This window comes from Streptomyces sp. NPDC054849 (assembly GCF_053610945.1).
The window spans coordinates 46251-62042 of the sequence record NZ_JBSGZI010000026.1 but is presented as its reverse complement, the minus strand read 5'-3'; the positions used below and the strand labels follow the sequence as shown (position 1 = coordinate 62042).

Genomic DNA, 15792 nt, shown 5'->3' with positions numbered 1-15792 from the left:
GCGGTGGGGCGGCTCACTCGGTCTCGAAGTCGTCGAACGAGCTGGTGGTGCCGCCCGGCCGGCCCGGTCTGACGGTGCTCGTCGGAGACGGCGATCCGCTGGATCCGCCGGTGGTGCCGGCGATGATCCCCGAAGTGCTGCCGCCGTCCGTGCCTCCGTCGGTGGTCCCGCCCGTGCTGTCGTCCGGGTCGCAGTACAGCCCCCACGGCTTGCAGGACGGCTTGCCGCCCTTGGACGGGCTCGGCGACGGCGGCGGGGAGCTCGGCGGGAGGGTCGACGGGGAGGGGGACGGCGGGACGACGGCCGAGGGGGTCGGTGAGGGGGCACCGGCGGAATCGGCGACGACGCCGATCTCCTCGGGCTCCGGGAAGTCCTTGACCGGTGCGCCCTTGAGCGCTTCGCGCATGTACTCGGTCCAGATGACGGCCGGGATGTCACCACCGTGGATCGAGGGGATGTCGCCCACGCCCTTCATGGAGATCAGCTTCCGGTCCGCCGAGTTGGGGTCGCTGCGGAAGAGCACCACCGAGGTGGACAGCTCCGGCGTGTAGCCGACGAACCACGCCGACTTGTTCTCGTCCGTGGTACCGGTCTTGCCGGCGGCCGGCCTGCCCAGTTTCTTGACCTTGGTCGCGGTGCCGTTCTGGACCACGTTCTGCAGGACCTTGGTGATGTTGTCCGCGATGGAGTCGTCCATGGCGCGCTGGTCCGCCGGCGCCTCGAAGCCGGGCAGCTTCTGGCCGTCCTTCTCGACCTGCATCACGGAGTACGGCTCGCGGTGGGTGCCGGAGGCGGCGAAGGTCGCGTACGAGTCGGCCATCCGGATGGCGCTGGGCGTCGAGGTTCCCAGGGCGAAGGAGGCGTCGTTGTTCGGGTTCAGCGACTCCTTGAGGAGGCCGGTGGACTCGGCCACCTCCCGGACCTTGTTGTGGCCGACGTCGAAGACGAGCTGGGCGAACGGGACGTTGATGGACTTCTCCATCGCCTCGTTGAGGGTCACGTACCCGAAGGGGGTGGGGCTCTCGTTCTTCTGCCTGAACGGGTTGCCGGAGCCGTCGCGCAGTGGCTGGCCCTCACGGTTGTTGATCACTGTGAGGTCGTTGGCCTGGTACTTGCTGTCGGGTGAGAGGCCCTTGCCGTTGGAGTTCTGGGTGCCGTACTCCATCGCCGCCGCCAGCACGTACGGCTTCCACGTCGAGCCGACCGGGACACCGCTGGTGTTGGCGTTGTTGCTGAAGTGCTTCCGGTCCCAGCCAGGACCGCCGTACAGGGCCACGAGCGCCCCGCTCTTCACGTCCACGGAGGCCGCGCCGAACTGCACGAAGGTGTCCGTGTCGGGGCGCTTCTTCTCGTCGATGAACCCGTCCCGGGTTTCCTCGACCGCCTTGGCGAGGGCGTCCACCTTCGACTTATCGAACGTGGTCTTGATCCGGTAGCCGCCCAGGGCCATCTGCTCGACGGAGACGTCTGCGGTCTTCATCACGTACGCCTTGGCCGTGTCGACCAGGTAGCCGATCTGACCGGTCATGCCGCGGGCCTGCTCGGACTCGACGCGCGGGGGGAACTGCGCGTCCGTGTACTTCGCCCGCTCGGCCTTCTCCATCCGGCCGACCTCGACCTCGCGGTCCAGCACCCAGGCCCAGCGCTTCCTGGCCCGCTGTTCGTTGAGCTCCGGGGTCGCCGCCGCGCCGATGCCGCCGTCCGGGTTGTAGAGGTTGGGGCCCTTCAGCACGGAGGCCAGGAAGGCGCACTCGGCGGGGTTCAGCTCCTGGCTGTCCTTGCCGAAGTAGGCACGGGCCGCGGCCTGGATGCCGTAGGCGTCCCGCCCGTAGTAGGCGGTGTTCAGGTACCCCGCGAGGACCTTGTCCTTCTCCTCGGAGACGCCCAGCCTCAACGCGATGAAGAGCTCGGTGACCTTGCGCTTGAGCGTCTGGTCGGAGTCCAGGTAGGTGTTCTTCACGTACTGCTGGGTGATGGTCGAGCCGCCCTGGGTGGAGCCGCCCGTGGCCATGTTCCACACGGCGCGGGCGATGCCCATCGGGTCCACGCCCTTGTCCGTCTCGAAGGACTCGTTCTCCGCCGCGATCACGGCGTCCCTCATGGACCGGGGGATGCTCGAGATGGGCACGATCTGCCGGTTCATCGAACCGCCCGTCGCCACCATCTGGGTGCCGTCGGCCCAGTAGAAGACGTTGTTCTGCGCCTTGGCGGCCTTGTTCGGGTCGGGCGTGTTCACCATGGCGATGCCGATGCCGGTGCCCGCGACGAGGACCGCGAAGAAGCCCAGAGCCGTGCCGGAGACGAACTTCCAGGACGGCACGAAACGCTTCCAGCCGTCCCTGTCGGACCGCGGGTAGTTGATGAGCCGCTTGTCCGGGCGTCCGGCGCCGCGCGCGGCGGTTCCGGTTCCTCTTCCGCGGCCGGCGGAGGACCCTCTCTGGGCGGCCCTGCGGGCCTCGGCGCGACTGCCCTGGCCCGGCGGCTGGGCGTACGGCCCGCTGGGCGACGCGGTGGGGACGCGTCCGTCCGGGGCGCCCCTGTCGGGGCGCTGCTGGGCGGCGCGGCGGGCGGAGGCGCGCCCACCACCCTGGGGCTGCGGCGGTTTGCGGCGGTGCTCGCTCATCGAACGACTACTCCTCGGGCAGGCGAGTGGCCTGGAAGCGGCAGATGAATTCCGGTTCCCCCGGTGTCATGGCCCACAGACTACGCAGGCTCAAAACCAGCCCAGTGCCGAAGTTCACCCCAAATCAGGCAACCCGCCTCGCGTGAATTGAGGATGTGACGCCGGTCACCACGTCGCCACTTGTCGATCAGGGCAGCCCGTTCTATCGTCTGGATGTATCGAGCCGATACATCAGCTCGGTATAAAGACTCAGGGGCGGAGGAGAGGCGGGCGGATGAGCAGACGCTCAGGCATCCTCGAGTTCGCCGTCCTCGGCCTGCTGCGCGAATCCCCCATGCACGGCTACGAGCTGCGCAAGCGGCTCAACACCTCGCTGGGGGTGTTCAGGGCCTTCAGCTACGGGACGCTCTACCCCTGCCTCAAGACGCTGGTCGCAAACGGCTGGTTGATAGAAGAGCCGGGCAATGCCCCGGAAGACGCTCTCGCCGCTTCACTCGCAGGGCGCCGCGCCAAGATCGTCTACCGGTTGACGGCCGCGGGTAAGGAGCACTTCGAAGAGCTCCTCTCCCACACGGGCCCCGACACCTGGGAGGACGAGTCCTTCGCCGCCCGCTTCGCCTTCTTCGGTCAGACCGAACGAGAAGTGCGCATGCGGGTACTGGAGGGCCGCCGCAGCCGGCTGGAGGAGCGCCTGGAGAAGATGCGCGCCTCACTCGCCCGAACACGGGAGCGCCTCGACGACTACACGCTCGAGCTGCAGCGGCACGGCATGGAGTCCGTGGAGCGCGAAGTGCGCTGGCTGAACGAGCTCATCGAGAGTGAGCGGGCGGGACGGGATCGGAGACGATCCGGCCCGTCCGACGAAACTGAAAAATGAGGCCTGCATCTCGCAGACCTCGTCCGAGAACAAACAGGGAGCAACCGGAATGGGTTCGGTTCGCGTAGCCATCGTCGGCGTAGGCAACTGCGCCGCCTCGCTGGTGCAGGGCGTCGAGTACTACAAGGACGCCGACCCGGCGGCCAAGGTCCCCGGTCTGATGCACGTCCAGTTCGGCGACTACCACGTGAGTGACATCGAGTTCGTCGCCGCGTTCGACGTCGACGCGAAGAAGGTCGGCCTCGACCTTTCGGACGCCATCGGCGCCAGCGAGAACAACACCATCAAGATCTGCGACGTCCCGAACGCCGGGGTGACCGTTCAGCGCGGCCACACTCTGGACGGTCTGGGCAAGTACTACCGCATGACGATCGAGGAGTCCGCCGAGGCTCCGGTCGACGTCGTCAAGGTCCTCAAGGACCGTGAGGTCGACGTTCTGATCTGCTACCTCCCCGTCGGTTCCGAGGAAGCGGCGAAGTTCTACGCCCAGTGCGCCATCGACGCCAAGGTCGCCTTCGTCAACGCCCTCCCGGTCTTCATCGCCGGCACCAAGGAGTGGGCTGACAAGTTCACCGAGGCCGGTGTCCCGATCGTCGGCGACGACATCAAGTCCCAGGTCGGCGCGACCATCACGCACCGCGTGATGGCGAAGCTGTTCGAGGACCGCGGTGTCCGTCTTGAGCGCACCATGCAGCTCAACGTCGGCGGCAACATGGACTTCAAGAACATGCTCGAGCGCGACCGCCTCGAGTCGAAGAAGATCTCCAAGACGCAGGCCGTCACCTCGCAGATCCCCGACCGTGAGCTCGGCGAGAAGAACGTCCACATCGGCCCGTCCGACTACGTCGCGTGGCTCGACGACCGCAAGTGGGCCTACGTCCGCCTCGAGGGTCGCGCCTTCGGCGATGTCCCGCTGAACCTCGAGTACAAGCTCGAGGTGTGGGACTCCCCGAACTCCGCCGGTGTCATCATCGATGCCCTGCGCGCCGCGAAGATCGCCAAGGACCGCGGTGTCGGCGGCCCGATCCTGTCGGCGTCCAGCTACTTCATGAAGTCCCCGCCGGTGCAGTACTTCGACGACGAGGCCTACGCCAACGTCGAGAAGTTCATCAAGGGCGAGGTCGAGCGCTAGTCGAACCCCAAGGGTCCTGTGGACACCTGGACTTCGGCTGTTCTTCCGCGGAGGGTCCCCGGGCAATGTGCCCGGGGACCCTCCGCGTATGTGACCCTTGCCCTCATGCCTGTCGTACGTGATCTGCGCGTACTCCTGCGCCTGAGGGACTTCCGCAACCTGCTCGCCGTACGGCTGCTCTCCCAGGCGGCGGACGGCGTCTACCAGGTCGCACTCGCCACCTACGTCATCTTCTCCCCGGAGAAGCAGACCTCGCCGGAAGCGATCGCCTCCGCCATGGCGGTTCTGCTCCTGCCCTACTCGGTCATCGGCCCCTTCGCCGGTGTGCTGCTCGACCGCTGGCGCCGCCGCCAGGTCTTCCTCTACGGCAACCTGCTGCGGGCCTTCCTCGCCTGTGTCACCGGGGTGCTGATCGTCGCCCAGGTCCCCGACTGGCTGTTCTACGCATCAGCCCTCTCCGTGACCGCCGTGAACCGTTTCGTGCTGGCCGGGCTGGCCGCCTCGCTGCCCCACGTAGTGGGGTCCGATCAGCTGGTCACCGCCAACGCGCTCTCCCCTACCGCCGGAACCCTCGCGGCGGTCGCCGGTGGAGGGCTGGCCTTCCTCGTCCGGCTGCTGGCCTCCGGCTCCAACGCCCTCGTCGTCCTGCTCGGGGCCGGGCTGTATCTGTGCGCCGCCCTCGTCTCCCTGCGCCTGGCCATCGGCCTCCTCGGGCCCGATCATCCCGCCGGCCGGGCACACCCCTCGGTCGCCGAAGGGGTCGCGCTCACCGTGCGGGGCATGGCCGACGGTCTCAGGCATCTCGCCCACCGGCGTGAGGCGGCCCGGGCGCTCACCGCGATGACCATGATGCGGTTCTGCTACGGGGCCCTGTTCGTCATGCTGCTGATGCTCTGCCGCTACGCCTGGTCGGACAACGAGTCCGACGGGCTGGCTCTGCTGGGCGTGGCGGTCGGTGCCTCCGGGGCCGGGTTCTTCGCCGCCGCCGTCGTGACCCCCTGGCTCGTGGGCCGGCTGGGCACCCTCGGCTGGATCACCGCCTGCTCCGCGGGGGCTGCGGTCCTGGTCCCGGCCCTGGGCCTGTCCTTCACCCCCGGCCCGATGCTGGCCGCCGCCTTCGTCCTGGGTCTCGCCACCCAGGGCGCCAAGATCGCCACGGATACGGAAGTGCAGTTCCGGGTGGACGACGACTACCGCGGCCGCGTCTTCTCCGTGTACGACGTGCTCTTCAACGTCGCCTTCGTCGGCGCGGCGGCGGTGGCCTCCCTGATGCTGCCCGCCGACGGGCGCTCTGCGGTCCTCATCGTCGGAGTGGCCGCCCTCTACGCCGTGACCGCGGTGCTGCTGTCGCGTCACGGGCGACGTTTCACGTGAAACATCGCCGCGAAAGGCCGCGGGGTCGATGTTTCACGTGAAACATCGACCCCGGCGTGCGGAGGTCAGGCCTGCGCGGCCCACCACTCCTTGAGCGCGGCGACGGCGGCGTCACGCCCCATCGGGCCGTTCTCCAGCCGCAGCTCCAGCAGGAAGGCATAGGCCTTGCCGATCACCGGACCCGGCCCGACGTCCAGCACCTGCATGATCTCGTTGCCGTCCAGGTCGGGCCGGATCGCATCCAGCTCCTCCTGCTCCTGCAGCTGCGCGATGCGCTCCTCAAGACCGTCGTAGGTACGGGAGAGGGCATTGGCCTTGCGCTTGTTCCGTGTGGTGCAGTCGGACCGGGTCAGCTTGTGCAGGCGCTCCAGCAACGGACCGGCGTCGCGGACGTAGCGCCGTACGGCGGAGTCAGTCCACTCCCCGTCGCCGTATCCATGGAAGCGCAGATGCAGCTCCACCAGCCGGGACACATCCTTGATCATGTCGTTGGAGTACTTCAGAGCGGTGAGCCGCTTCTTGGTCATCTTCGCGCCCACCACCTCGTGGTGGTGGAAGGAGACCCGGCCGTCACTCTCGAAGCGGCGGGTGCGGGGCTTTCCGATGTCGTGCAGCAGGGCGGCGAGCCGCAGCACCAGGTCCGGGCCGTCCTCCTCAAGGGCGATCGCCTGCTCCAGCACGATCAGCGAGTGGTCGTAGACGTCCTTGTGCCGGTGGTGCTCGTCACTCTCCAGCCGCAGCGCGGGCAGCTCGGGAATCACACGGTCGGCCAGCCCGGTGTCCACCAGCAGTCCCAGACCCTGGCGAGGGTGGGCGGACAGGATCAGCTTGTTCAGCTCGGCCTGGACCCGCTCCGCCGAAACGATCTCGATGCGGTCGGACATGGCCTTCATCGCCACCACGACCTCGGGGGCGACCTCGAAGTCGAGCTGCGCGGCGAACCGGGCCGCGCGCAGCATGCGCAGCGGATCGTCGGAGAAGGAGTCCTCCGGGGTGCCGGGAGTGCGCAGCACGCCGGCGGCCAGGTCCTCCAGGCCGCCGTGCGGGTCGATGAACTCCTGCTCCGGCAGGGCCAAGGCCATCGCGTTGACCGTGAAGTCACGCCGGACCAGGTCCTCGTCGATGGAGTCGCCGTAGGAGACCTCGGGCTTGCGCGACGTCCGGTCGTAGGCCTCCGACCGGTACGTCGTCACCTCGATCTGGAAGTTCCGCGCCGCGTCTGCGACGCGGGCGCTCTTCTGCGCCCCGACCGTGCCGAAGGCGATGCCGACGTCCCACACCGAGTCGGCCCACGGCCGGACGATCTTCAGAACGTCCTCGGGTCGGGCATCGGTGGTGAAGTCGAGGTCGTTGCCGAGACGCCCCAGCAGCGCGTCGCGGACGGACCCGCCGACCAGGGCGAGGCGGAAGCCCGCCTCCTGGAATCGGCGGCCGAGCTCGTCGGCGACAGGAGCGACCCGCAGCAGTTCACTGACCGCGCGGCGCTGCACCTGACTCAGGGCACTGGGGTTGTCTTCGTTGGCGTTCGGCACAACTGAAAAGGGTACGTGCCCCGCCCGCCGGGGGTCGCCCCGTTTTGCGGCCACCCCGGGACCCGGCCGCCCCGGCGCCGAGCCGATCATGTGGAGCAAGGTGCGGCACTCGCACACAGCGGGCCTCGTTACCATGCGTGGACGCACAAAAGACGAGCACTGACACTTCGAGGAACGGGCTAACGCGTGGCCGAGGCGGCAGACATCCAGGGGGCGACCCCCGCTCCTGTCCGGCGTCGATGGCTGCGGCGCGCGATCGTACTGCTCGCCGGGACGCCCGTGCTCGCCGGGCTGGTCTACTCGCCCGCCACGAAGGCAGAGGCCGCGCAGGCCTCCTCCGTCGACGTCCAGCTGGTCTCCCTGGCCCCCAGCGCGCCGGTCAAGGGCGACACCCTCACCATCCAGGGCACCGTGGTCAACACCGGCCCCGAGACGATCACCGAGGCACACGTCGGCCTGCGCGTCGGGCCGGCCCTGGCGGACCGCGCCTCCATCGACGATGCGGCGGAGCGCAACGGCTTCCGGGCCGGCACCGACCCGGGCGAGATCGACCCGGCCCACGCGGTGAAGATTGCCTCCCTGCCGTCGAAGGTCAGCCACCCCTTCACCCTCACGATCCCGGTGAACAAGCTCGAGCTGGACAAGGACGGCGTCTACCAGCTCGGCGTCTCCCTGTCCGGAGTCACCGAGAGCCGACCGTCCGAACAGGTTCTGGGCATCGAGCGGACCTTCCTGCCGTGGCAGCCGGAGGCAGCCGCCAAGCGGTCCCAGCTCACCTACGCCTGGCCGCTGATCTCCACCACGCGCGTGACGGCGGAGACCGGCTCCGACGAACTTCAGACCCCGGTCTTCCTCGACGATTCCCTCGCCGAGGAACTCCGCTCGGGCGGCCGCCTGGAGCAGATGGTCACCCTCGGCAAGGACCTGCCGATCACCTGGGTCATCGATCCCGACCTGCTCTACACGGTCGACGCGATGACCAAGGGCTACCGGGTCCGCGGACCGGGCGGAAAGTCCGTCCAGGGGAAGAACAAGGCCGTCGCCGAGCAGTGGCTGAGCTCACTTGAAGCCGCCGTGCAGGGCAAGAAGGTCGTCGCCCTGCCCTTCGCCGATCCCGACCTCGCCTCACTCGCCCACCAGGGCAAGGACGTCTCGGGCACCCTGGGCCAGCTGCGCCCCGCCACCGACAAGGCCAAGCAGGCCGTCGAGACGGTCCTGCACGTGCCTGCGTCCACCGACTTCTCCTGGCCTGTGGACGGCGCCATCGACCCCTCGATCGTCAACGTCGCCACCTCGGCCGGCGCCCACAACGTCCTCACCCGCAGCGACAGCCTGGTGGAGAGCGGAGCGCTCGGCTACACGCCCTCGGCCGCCCGGCCCATCGGCGCCGGCACCACCGCCGTCGTGGCGGACGCAGAGCTGTCCACCGCCTTCGAGGGCGACATGCTGAACGCCGGCAGCTCCACCCTCGCCGTACAGCGGTTCCTCGCCCACAGCCTCGCCCTGAACCTGCAGAAGACCGACGAGCAGCGCAGCTTCGTCGTCGCCCCGCAGCGCAGGCCCACGGTCAGCCAGGTGCAGACGATGGCCGCCGCCGTACGCGGGCTCCAGGCGGGCCGCTGGACGCAGCCTGCGGACCTCGAGGCCGCGGCCGCCGCCAAGCCCGATCCCCGGGCCACCACCCAGGTGCCCGGCGCCGGGCAGTACCCCGAGGCCCTGCGTAAGCAGGAACTGCCGGTATCGGCCTTCGAGAAGATCCGCACCACGCAGAACACCCTCGACCACTTCAAGGTCATCCTCGCCGCGCCCGAGCGCGTGGAGATCCCCTTCGGCAACACCACCAACCGGGAGATGTCCACGTCCTGGCGCGGGCGTCCCGAGGAGGCCCGCCTCTACCGGGACCAGGTGCAGGACTACCTGATCGGTCTGACCGAGAAGGTCAAGGTCATCCCCAAGTCAGACGCCACCCTGTCCGGACACAGCGCCACCATCCCGGTCAGCGTCCAGAACAGCCTCGTCCAGGACGTCCACCACCTCGTCCTGCGGGTGAAGTCCGCCAATCCGACCCGTCTGATGTTCGGCGCCAGCGGCCAGGCCGAGGAGCAGGTCACGGTCCAGGGCGACCACACGCAGACGGTCAAGTTCCCCGCGAACGCCACGGCGAGCGGTCCCGTCGAGGTCACTGCGCAGCTCTTCACCAAGGACGGCGTCCCCTACGGCAAGGAACGCAAGTTCACCATCGAGGCCACCGAGATCACCCCCACGGTCATGCTCGTGATCGCCGGCGGTGTGTTCCTCCTGGTCCTGGCAGGCATCAAGATGTACGCCAGCCGCAAGCGCGTGGCGGCACGCGCGGCCGCCGAGGAGAGCACGCAGCAGAGTGACGAGTCCCCGGACACCGGACCGCAAAGCACCGAGGGGTCCGGGACGGGTGAGACAGTGGACCGTTGAGCGATGCCGTGGCCGGTCGGCCTGGGGACGATGAGGTGGGGTTTCGATGAACGCGCCGTACGACGGTGACCGCGCGCAGGGCACTGGTGGGCCTGCGCCCTCCCAGGGCACTGCCCCGGGCACCCCGGTGCCCGGGCAGGTTCCCGCGCCTGCGCCCGCGCCGGACCGCGACCCGTATGTCCAGGATGCCTACGACTACGACCCGTACCGGTCTCAGGACCTGTCCGCCCAGGACCCCGTCGCCGAGGTCCTCTACGACCGGGCCTCACACCCCCCGCCGCCGCCCGGTACCTACCAGGAGCCCGGCCCGCTCTACGCGGCACCGGACGCTCCCTCGTACTCTCCCGACCCGCGTGTCTGGGCCCAGACCCCGCCGCCGGAGCCGGACGGCCCGTCGCGCCACCTGCCGTACGGCGACCGCGCCACCACCACCCAGTTCGTCGGCGTGGACTCCCTGGTCACCCAGGCCTCGGACGACCAGCCCGAACCCGACGCCTTCGCACACCTCTACCGCGATCAGGAGGCGGCGCCCCGCACCCCTGTCGAGGACGCCCCGGTCGCCGCCCCGGCACCGAGCAAGCCCGCCGGACGCGCCGCCGGCCTCCTCAAGTCCAGCGCGCTCATGGCCGCCGGCACGATCGTCTCCCGCATCACCGGCTTCCTGCGGACGCTGGTCATCGCAGGTGCCATCGGCGTCGGCACCTTCAACGACACGTACCAGATCGCCAACACCCTGCCCACGATGATCTACGTGCTGGTCGGTGGCGGCGCCCTCAACGCCGTCTTCATCCCGCAACTGGTCCGGGCCATGAAGAACGACAGCGACGGGGGAGAGTCGTACGCCAACCGGCTGCTGACCCTCGTCGTGGTCCTGCTGGCCGGCATCACCACCATCTGTGTCCTGGCCGCACCGGTGTTCATCACGATGATGTCGCCGAAGATCGCCTCCGACCCCCAGCAGATGGACGTCGCGGTCGCCTTCGCCCGCTACTGCCTGCCCACCATGTTCTTCATGGGCATCCACGTCGTCCTCGGTCAGATCCTCAACGCCCGCGGCCGGTTCGGGGCGATGATGTGGACCCCGGTCCTCAACAACATCGTCGTCATCGCCACCTTCGGCGCCTTCATCTGGGCCTTCGGCGGCTTCACCACCTCCGGCGTGAACGCCGCCACCGTCACCGCCGACGGCGTGCGTCTGCTGGGCCTGGGCACCCTGCTCGGCCTCACCGTGCAGGCCCTCGCGATGCTCCCCTATCTGCGCGATGCGGGATTCAAGCCGCGCCTTCGCTTCGACTGGAAGGGCCACGGCCTCGGCAAGGCAGCCCGCCTGGCGAAGTGGACGTTCTTCTTCGTCCTCGCCAACCAGGTCGGCCTGGTCGTCGTCACCCAGCTCGCGACCTGGGCCGGATCCGTCGCCGAGAAGCAGGGGCACCCCGGTACCGGTATCACCGCATACAACTACGCGCTGCTGCTGTGGCAGATGCCTCAGGCGATCATCACCGTGTCCGTCATGACGGCCGTCCTGCCCCGCATCTCCCGCTCCGCCCACGACGGGGACGCCGCCGCGGTACGCGACGACATCTCCTACGGACTGCGCACCTCGGCCGTCGCGATCGTTCCCTGCGCCTTCGCGTTCCTCGCGCTCGGCGTACCGATGGCCACCCTGCTCTACGCCGGTTCCGGCTCCGGCGCCCAGAACATCGGCTACATCCTGATGGCGTTCGGCCTCGGCCTGATCCCCTACTCCGTCCAGTACGTCGTCCTGCGCGGCTTCTACGCCTACGAGGACACCCGAACGCCCTTCTACAACACGGTCATCGTCGCCGCCGTCAACGCGGCGGTCTCCGCGGCATCCTTCTTCGTGCTCCCCGCCCGGTGGGCGGTCGTCGGCATGGCCGCCGCCTACGGCCTCGGCTACACCGTCGGCGTCGGCGTCGCCTGGCGCCGCCTGCGCACCCGGCTCGGCGGTGACCTCGACGGCGCCCACGTGATGCGCACCTACACCCGCCTCATCGGCGCCTGTGTCCCCGCCGCCGTCGTGGCCGGTGGCGCCGCCTACGGAGTCACCCAGTGGCTTGGCAGCGGAGTCCTGGGCTCCGCCACCGCCCTCCTCGCCGGCGGGATCGCCCTGGCCGCCGTGTTCCTCATCGCCGCCAAGCGGATGAGGATCGAAGAGCTCAACGCGATGGTCGGAATGGTCCGCGGACGTTTGGGGCGCTGATGCGCACAACCGTCGCCCCCTTTCGTGTGTCGTGCATAGCGTCGGACTGTGGGCACAATTGGCATGGCTTCGCAGACTGGCCTACAGCGCGCAACGGATGGGGAGGCAGGAACGACGGTGGCGGAACGTAGCACGGCTGCCGTCGACGTGGCCGACAACAGTGGCGATGAGCCGCTGGCCGCTCAGGCGGCACAGGCCACGTCCGACGGGGTGGACACCCAGAACGGACGAGCCGCGGACGGACCCATGCCCGACAAGGACGGCGAACGCACGAACGCGGCCCCTGCGGCCGCACCCGAACTCCACAGCGGCCACAAGCTCGCCAGACGCTATCGGCTGGAAGAGTGCGTCACCCGTGTGGACGGATTCAGCAGCTGGCGCGCCATGGACGAAAAACTGCGCCGGGCCGTGGGCGTCCACTTGATGCCCGCCGACCACGCGCGGGCACGATCCGTCCTGGCCGCCGCGCGCTCTTCCGCCCTCCTCGGTGACCCCCGGTTCGTCCAGGTCCTCGACGCGGTGGAGGAGAACGACCTCGTCTACGTCGTCCACGAGTGGCTCCCCGACGCGACCGAACTCACCGCGCTCCTCGCCGCAGGTCCGCTGGAGGCCCACGAGGCCTACCAGCTCGTCACCCAGATCTCCCAGGCGATGGCCGCCGCCCATCGCGAAGGCCTCTCCCATCTGCGACTGACACCCAGCGCGATACTGCGCACCTCCACGGGCCAGTACCGCATCCGCGGCCTCGCCGTGAACGCCGCCCTGCGCGGCATCACCAGCGATACCCCGCAGCGTGCCGACACCGAGGCCATCGGCGCCCTCCTGTATGCCGCCCTCACCCAGCGCTGGCCGTACGAGAACGACGCGTACGGTCTCACCGGCCTGCCCAAGGGCGTGGGCCTGATCCCTCCCGACCAGGTACGCGCCGGCGTCCACCGGGGCCTGGGCGAACTCGCCATGCGCGCACTCGCCAACGACGGGGCCACCGCCTCCCGTCAGGAGCCCGCCTTCACCACCCCTGACGAGCTGGCCAAGGCCGTGGCCGCGATGCCCCGTATCCGGCCCCCGGAGCCCGCCTTCACGGCCCCGCCGGAGTACCAGCACACGACCTACCAGCAGGGCACCTACGGCCGTCCCATGCCTCCCGGCGTGGCCACCGCCCAGAGCCGAGCTGTCGCGCCTCCTCCGCCGCCACTGCAGAGCCGTACCGGTCGGGCCTTGAAGTGGGGTGTTGCGGCCCTGCTCATCGCCGCCCTCGGGCTGGGCAGCTGGCAGCTGGCCGACACCCTCCTGGACCACGGAACCCAGAAGGGCAACAGCGGCACCAGCAACACCAAGACGGGCACGGACGACAGCCCGACGAGTGAGCCGGGCAAGCCTCTGAAGCTGTCTCACGCCAGGGTCCTCGCCATAGGCGGCGAGGACCAGGTCAAGCCCGAACTCGCCTCGAAGACCATCGACGGCAGCGGGGAAGCGGGGTGGGTGACCCCGCAGTACCTGGGCTTTTCGAACTTCGGCAACCTCCCCGGCCGCAAGGACGGCAGCGGGATCGTCGTGGACCTCGGCAGCGTCCAGAACGTGACCGGTCTCGACGTGGACCTCTACGTCGCCGGGCAGAAGATCCAGGTTCTCGCCGCGCCCCAGGAGGCCTCCGACCCGGACTCCCTCTCCGACTTCTCCCAGCAGCTCACCAAGCTGGAGGTCGCGCAGAAGAAGCTGGAAACCACCCTCGAAACCCCGGTACGCACGCGGTATGTACTGATCCACATCACCGATCTGCCTTCGGACGGCGAGGGGGGCTACCGCGGAGGCGTCAACGAGATCAAGGTCATTGGTCAGGTCTCCTAGACATCCGATCCCGCAGGGTCCGCTGCGCCACCGGCACGGCGGACCCGCGTGTTTCCCCCACTCAAGCCGTAATCTCCCCCCGGGAGGCGAGGTGTGATGCGCAAGGCCAAGGCCGAGGATGCCAGCGACTCGGACCTGCTGGCGCTGCACGTGGCCGGTGACCCCGACGCCTTCGGGGAGATCGTGCGGCGGCACCGCGACCGGTTGTGGGCCGTGGCGCTGCGTACGCTCGGCGACCGCGAGGAGGCCGCCGACGCCGTGCAGGACGCTCTGGTTTCCGCTTACCGGGCCGCCCACACCTTCCGCGGGGAATCCGCCGTCACCACCTGGCTGCACCGCATCACCGTCAACGCCTGCCTCGACCGTGCCCGCAAGGCAGCCTCCCGCAGGACCGCGCCCCTCGACGACACGGACCGCCTGGAGCGGCTCCTGGAGCCCCACGAGTCCGCCGAGGCCCCCGCGGAGCGCCAGGACCTCCACCGCGAGCTCCTGGGGGCTCTCAGCACCCTCCCGGCCGACCAGCGGGCCGCCCTCGTCCTCGTCGACATGCAGGGATATCCCGTCGCCGAGGCCGCCCGCATCCTCGACGTTCCCACCGGCACCGTGAAGAGCCGCTGCGCACGCGGTCGGGCGAAACTCGTCCCCCTCCTCACTCATCTGCGCTCGAATGCCGTGGATAACAGCGCCACCGAGCGGGGAAGGAACCGGACGCCGGGGACGCCCGTCCCACCAGCGGCAGAACGCAGGCACTCAGACCCAGACGCTGTGAAGGGCGGAGGTGGACGACCATGACCCCGGCGACTGGCAGGCCCGGCACGACCGGAACGATCCGGCACCCGGACGTCTCGGAGATCTCCGACCTGACCGAAGGACTCCTCTCCCCGTCCCGCACCGCCGAAGTACGGCGCCACCTCGGCGACTGCGCCCTGTGTGCCGACGTCCGCGCCTCCCTGGAGGAGATCCGCTCCCTCCTCGGCACCCTCCCGGGGCCGGCCCGTATGCCCGGCGACATCGCAGGCCGCATCGACGCGGCCCTCGCCGCCGAGGCCCTCCTCGACGCCACCCAGCCCCGGGCCGAGGCCCCCCCGGCCGCCCGGCCCCGCACGGCGGACCGCGATGTTTCACGTGAAACATCGCCTGCCGGTCACCCGAGTGGCCCTACCGGGCCCGGGCGGCGCCGAGCCCGCCGGCGGATCGCCGTACTCGGAGGCATGGCCGGAGCCGCCGCCTGCGCCCTCGGCCTCTTCCTCTTCGGAGACTTCTCCGGCACCCCGAACCGCGACGCCGCCACCAGCGGCGATGCCTCGGTCTCCGCCGCCCAGCCGCCGATCGGAACCACCGGCGGCGCCCACTACACCGCTCGGGGCCTCCAGGAGAGCGTCCGGCAGCTCATCACCGCGGGCCCGGCCGCCAAGACCGCCCCCGGCGAGCAGAACAACACCTACGGGATGGAGAACACCACTCCCGACTCCGGGGTCGCCCCCGGAGACAAGCGCGCGGCGCCGGCCGTGCCCGCCTGTGTCCAGGAAGCCACCGGCCGCCCCGACGCCCCGCTCGCCTCCGAGCGCGGCAGCTACCAGGGCACCGCCGTGTACCTCCTCGTCCTGCCGCATCCGGGCGACTCCTCACGGGTGGACGCCTACCTCGTCGACGCCACATGCGAGAGCGCCGCCCCGGCCACTCCCGGCAAGGTCCTCCTGACGCACACCTATCCCCGAAGCTGAGACGTTCCGT

General features: G+C 69.6%; 10 protein-coding genes. 8 read left to right on the top strand and 2 right to left on the bottom strand.

Features of this window, described 5'->3' with window-relative positions:
* Nucleotides 1-13: 13 nt before the first annotated feature.
* Entirely contained in the window at nucleotides 14-2623 is a 2610-nt protein-coding gene (locus ACWGIF_RS14665; protein WP_453496305.1) for a transglycosylase domain-containing protein, read from the bottom strand.
* Nucleotides 2624-2897: 274 nt separating this feature from the next.
* Between ACWGIF_RS14665 and ACWGIF_RS14660 the strand changes: the two genes are divergently transcribed.
* The 3 genes from ACWGIF_RS14660 (at nucleotide 2898) to ACWGIF_RS14650 (ending at nucleotide 6006) form a co-directional block, all read left to right on the top strand.
* Nucleotides 2898-3500: a helix-turn-helix transcriptional regulator gene (locus ACWGIF_RS14660; RefSeq protein ID WP_453496303.1), complete on the top strand. Its 603-nt coding sequence runs from the start codon at nucleotides 2898-2900 to the stop codon at nucleotides 3498-3500.
* Nucleotides 3501-3549: 49 nt separating this feature from the next.
* Nucleotides 3550-4632 carry an inositol-3-phosphate synthase gene (locus tag ACWGIF_RS14655; protein ID WP_453496300.1) on the top strand — a complete coding sequence of 361 codons (1083 nt, stop codon included), beginning with the start codon at nucleotides 3550-3552 and terminating at the stop codon, nucleotides 4630-4632.
* A 105-nt stretch (nucleotides 4633-4737) separates the two neighbouring features.
* Nucleotides 4738-6006, top strand: coding sequence for an MFS transporter (locus tag ACWGIF_RS14650; protein WP_453496297.1), 1269 nt, complete (start codon nucleotides 4738-4740; stop codon nucleotides 6004-6006).
* Nucleotides 6007-6071: 65 nt separating this feature from the next.
* On the opposite strand, the gene ACWGIF_RS14645 is transcribed toward ACWGIF_RS14650, so the two are convergent.
* A complete protein-coding gene (locus ACWGIF_RS14645; protein WP_453496294.1) occupies nucleotides 6072-7538 on the bottom strand; it encodes a CCA tRNA nucleotidyltransferase in 1467 nt (488 codons plus the stop codon).
* A gap of 186 nt (nucleotides 7539-7724) precedes the next feature.
* On the opposite strand from ACWGIF_RS14645, the gene ACWGIF_RS14640 reads away from it, so the two are divergent.
* The 5 genes from ACWGIF_RS14640 to ACWGIF_RS14620 all read left to right on the top strand — a co-directional run bounded on the left by ACWGIF_RS14640 (nucleotide 7725) and on the right by ACWGIF_RS14620 (nucleotide 15782).
* Nucleotides 7725-9989: a DUF6049 family protein gene (locus ACWGIF_RS14640; protein ID WP_453496291.1), complete on the top strand. Its 2265-nt coding sequence runs from the start codon at nucleotides 7725-7727 to the stop codon at nucleotides 9987-9989.
* A gap of 46 nt (nucleotides 9990-10035) precedes the next feature.
* Entirely contained in the window at nucleotides 10036-12210 is a 2175-nt protein-coding gene (gene murJ / locus ACWGIF_RS14635; protein WP_453496288.1) for a murein biosynthesis integral membrane protein MurJ, read from the top strand.
* Nucleotides 12211-12327: 117 nt separating this feature from the next.
* Nucleotides 12328-14058: a protein kinase family protein gene (locus ACWGIF_RS14630; RefSeq protein WP_453496285.1), complete on the top strand. Its 1731-nt coding sequence runs from the start codon at nucleotides 12328-12330 to the stop codon at nucleotides 14056-14058.
* 96 nt (nucleotides 14059-14154) lie between these two features.
* Complete coding sequence (gene sigM, locus ACWGIF_RS14625) at nucleotides 14155-14850, top strand: RNA polymerase sigma factor SigM (protein WP_453496282.1); 696 nt, start codon at nucleotides 14155-14157, stop codon at nucleotides 14848-14850.
* Nucleotides 14847-15782, top strand: coding sequence for an anti-sigma factor family protein (locus tag ACWGIF_RS14620; protein WP_453496279.1), 936 nt, complete (start codon nucleotides 14847-14849; stop codon nucleotides 15780-15782). The genes sigM and ACWGIF_RS14620 overlap by 4 nt, the downstream gene beginning before the upstream one ends.
* The last annotated feature ends 10 nt before the right edge of the window (nucleotides 15783-15792 follow it).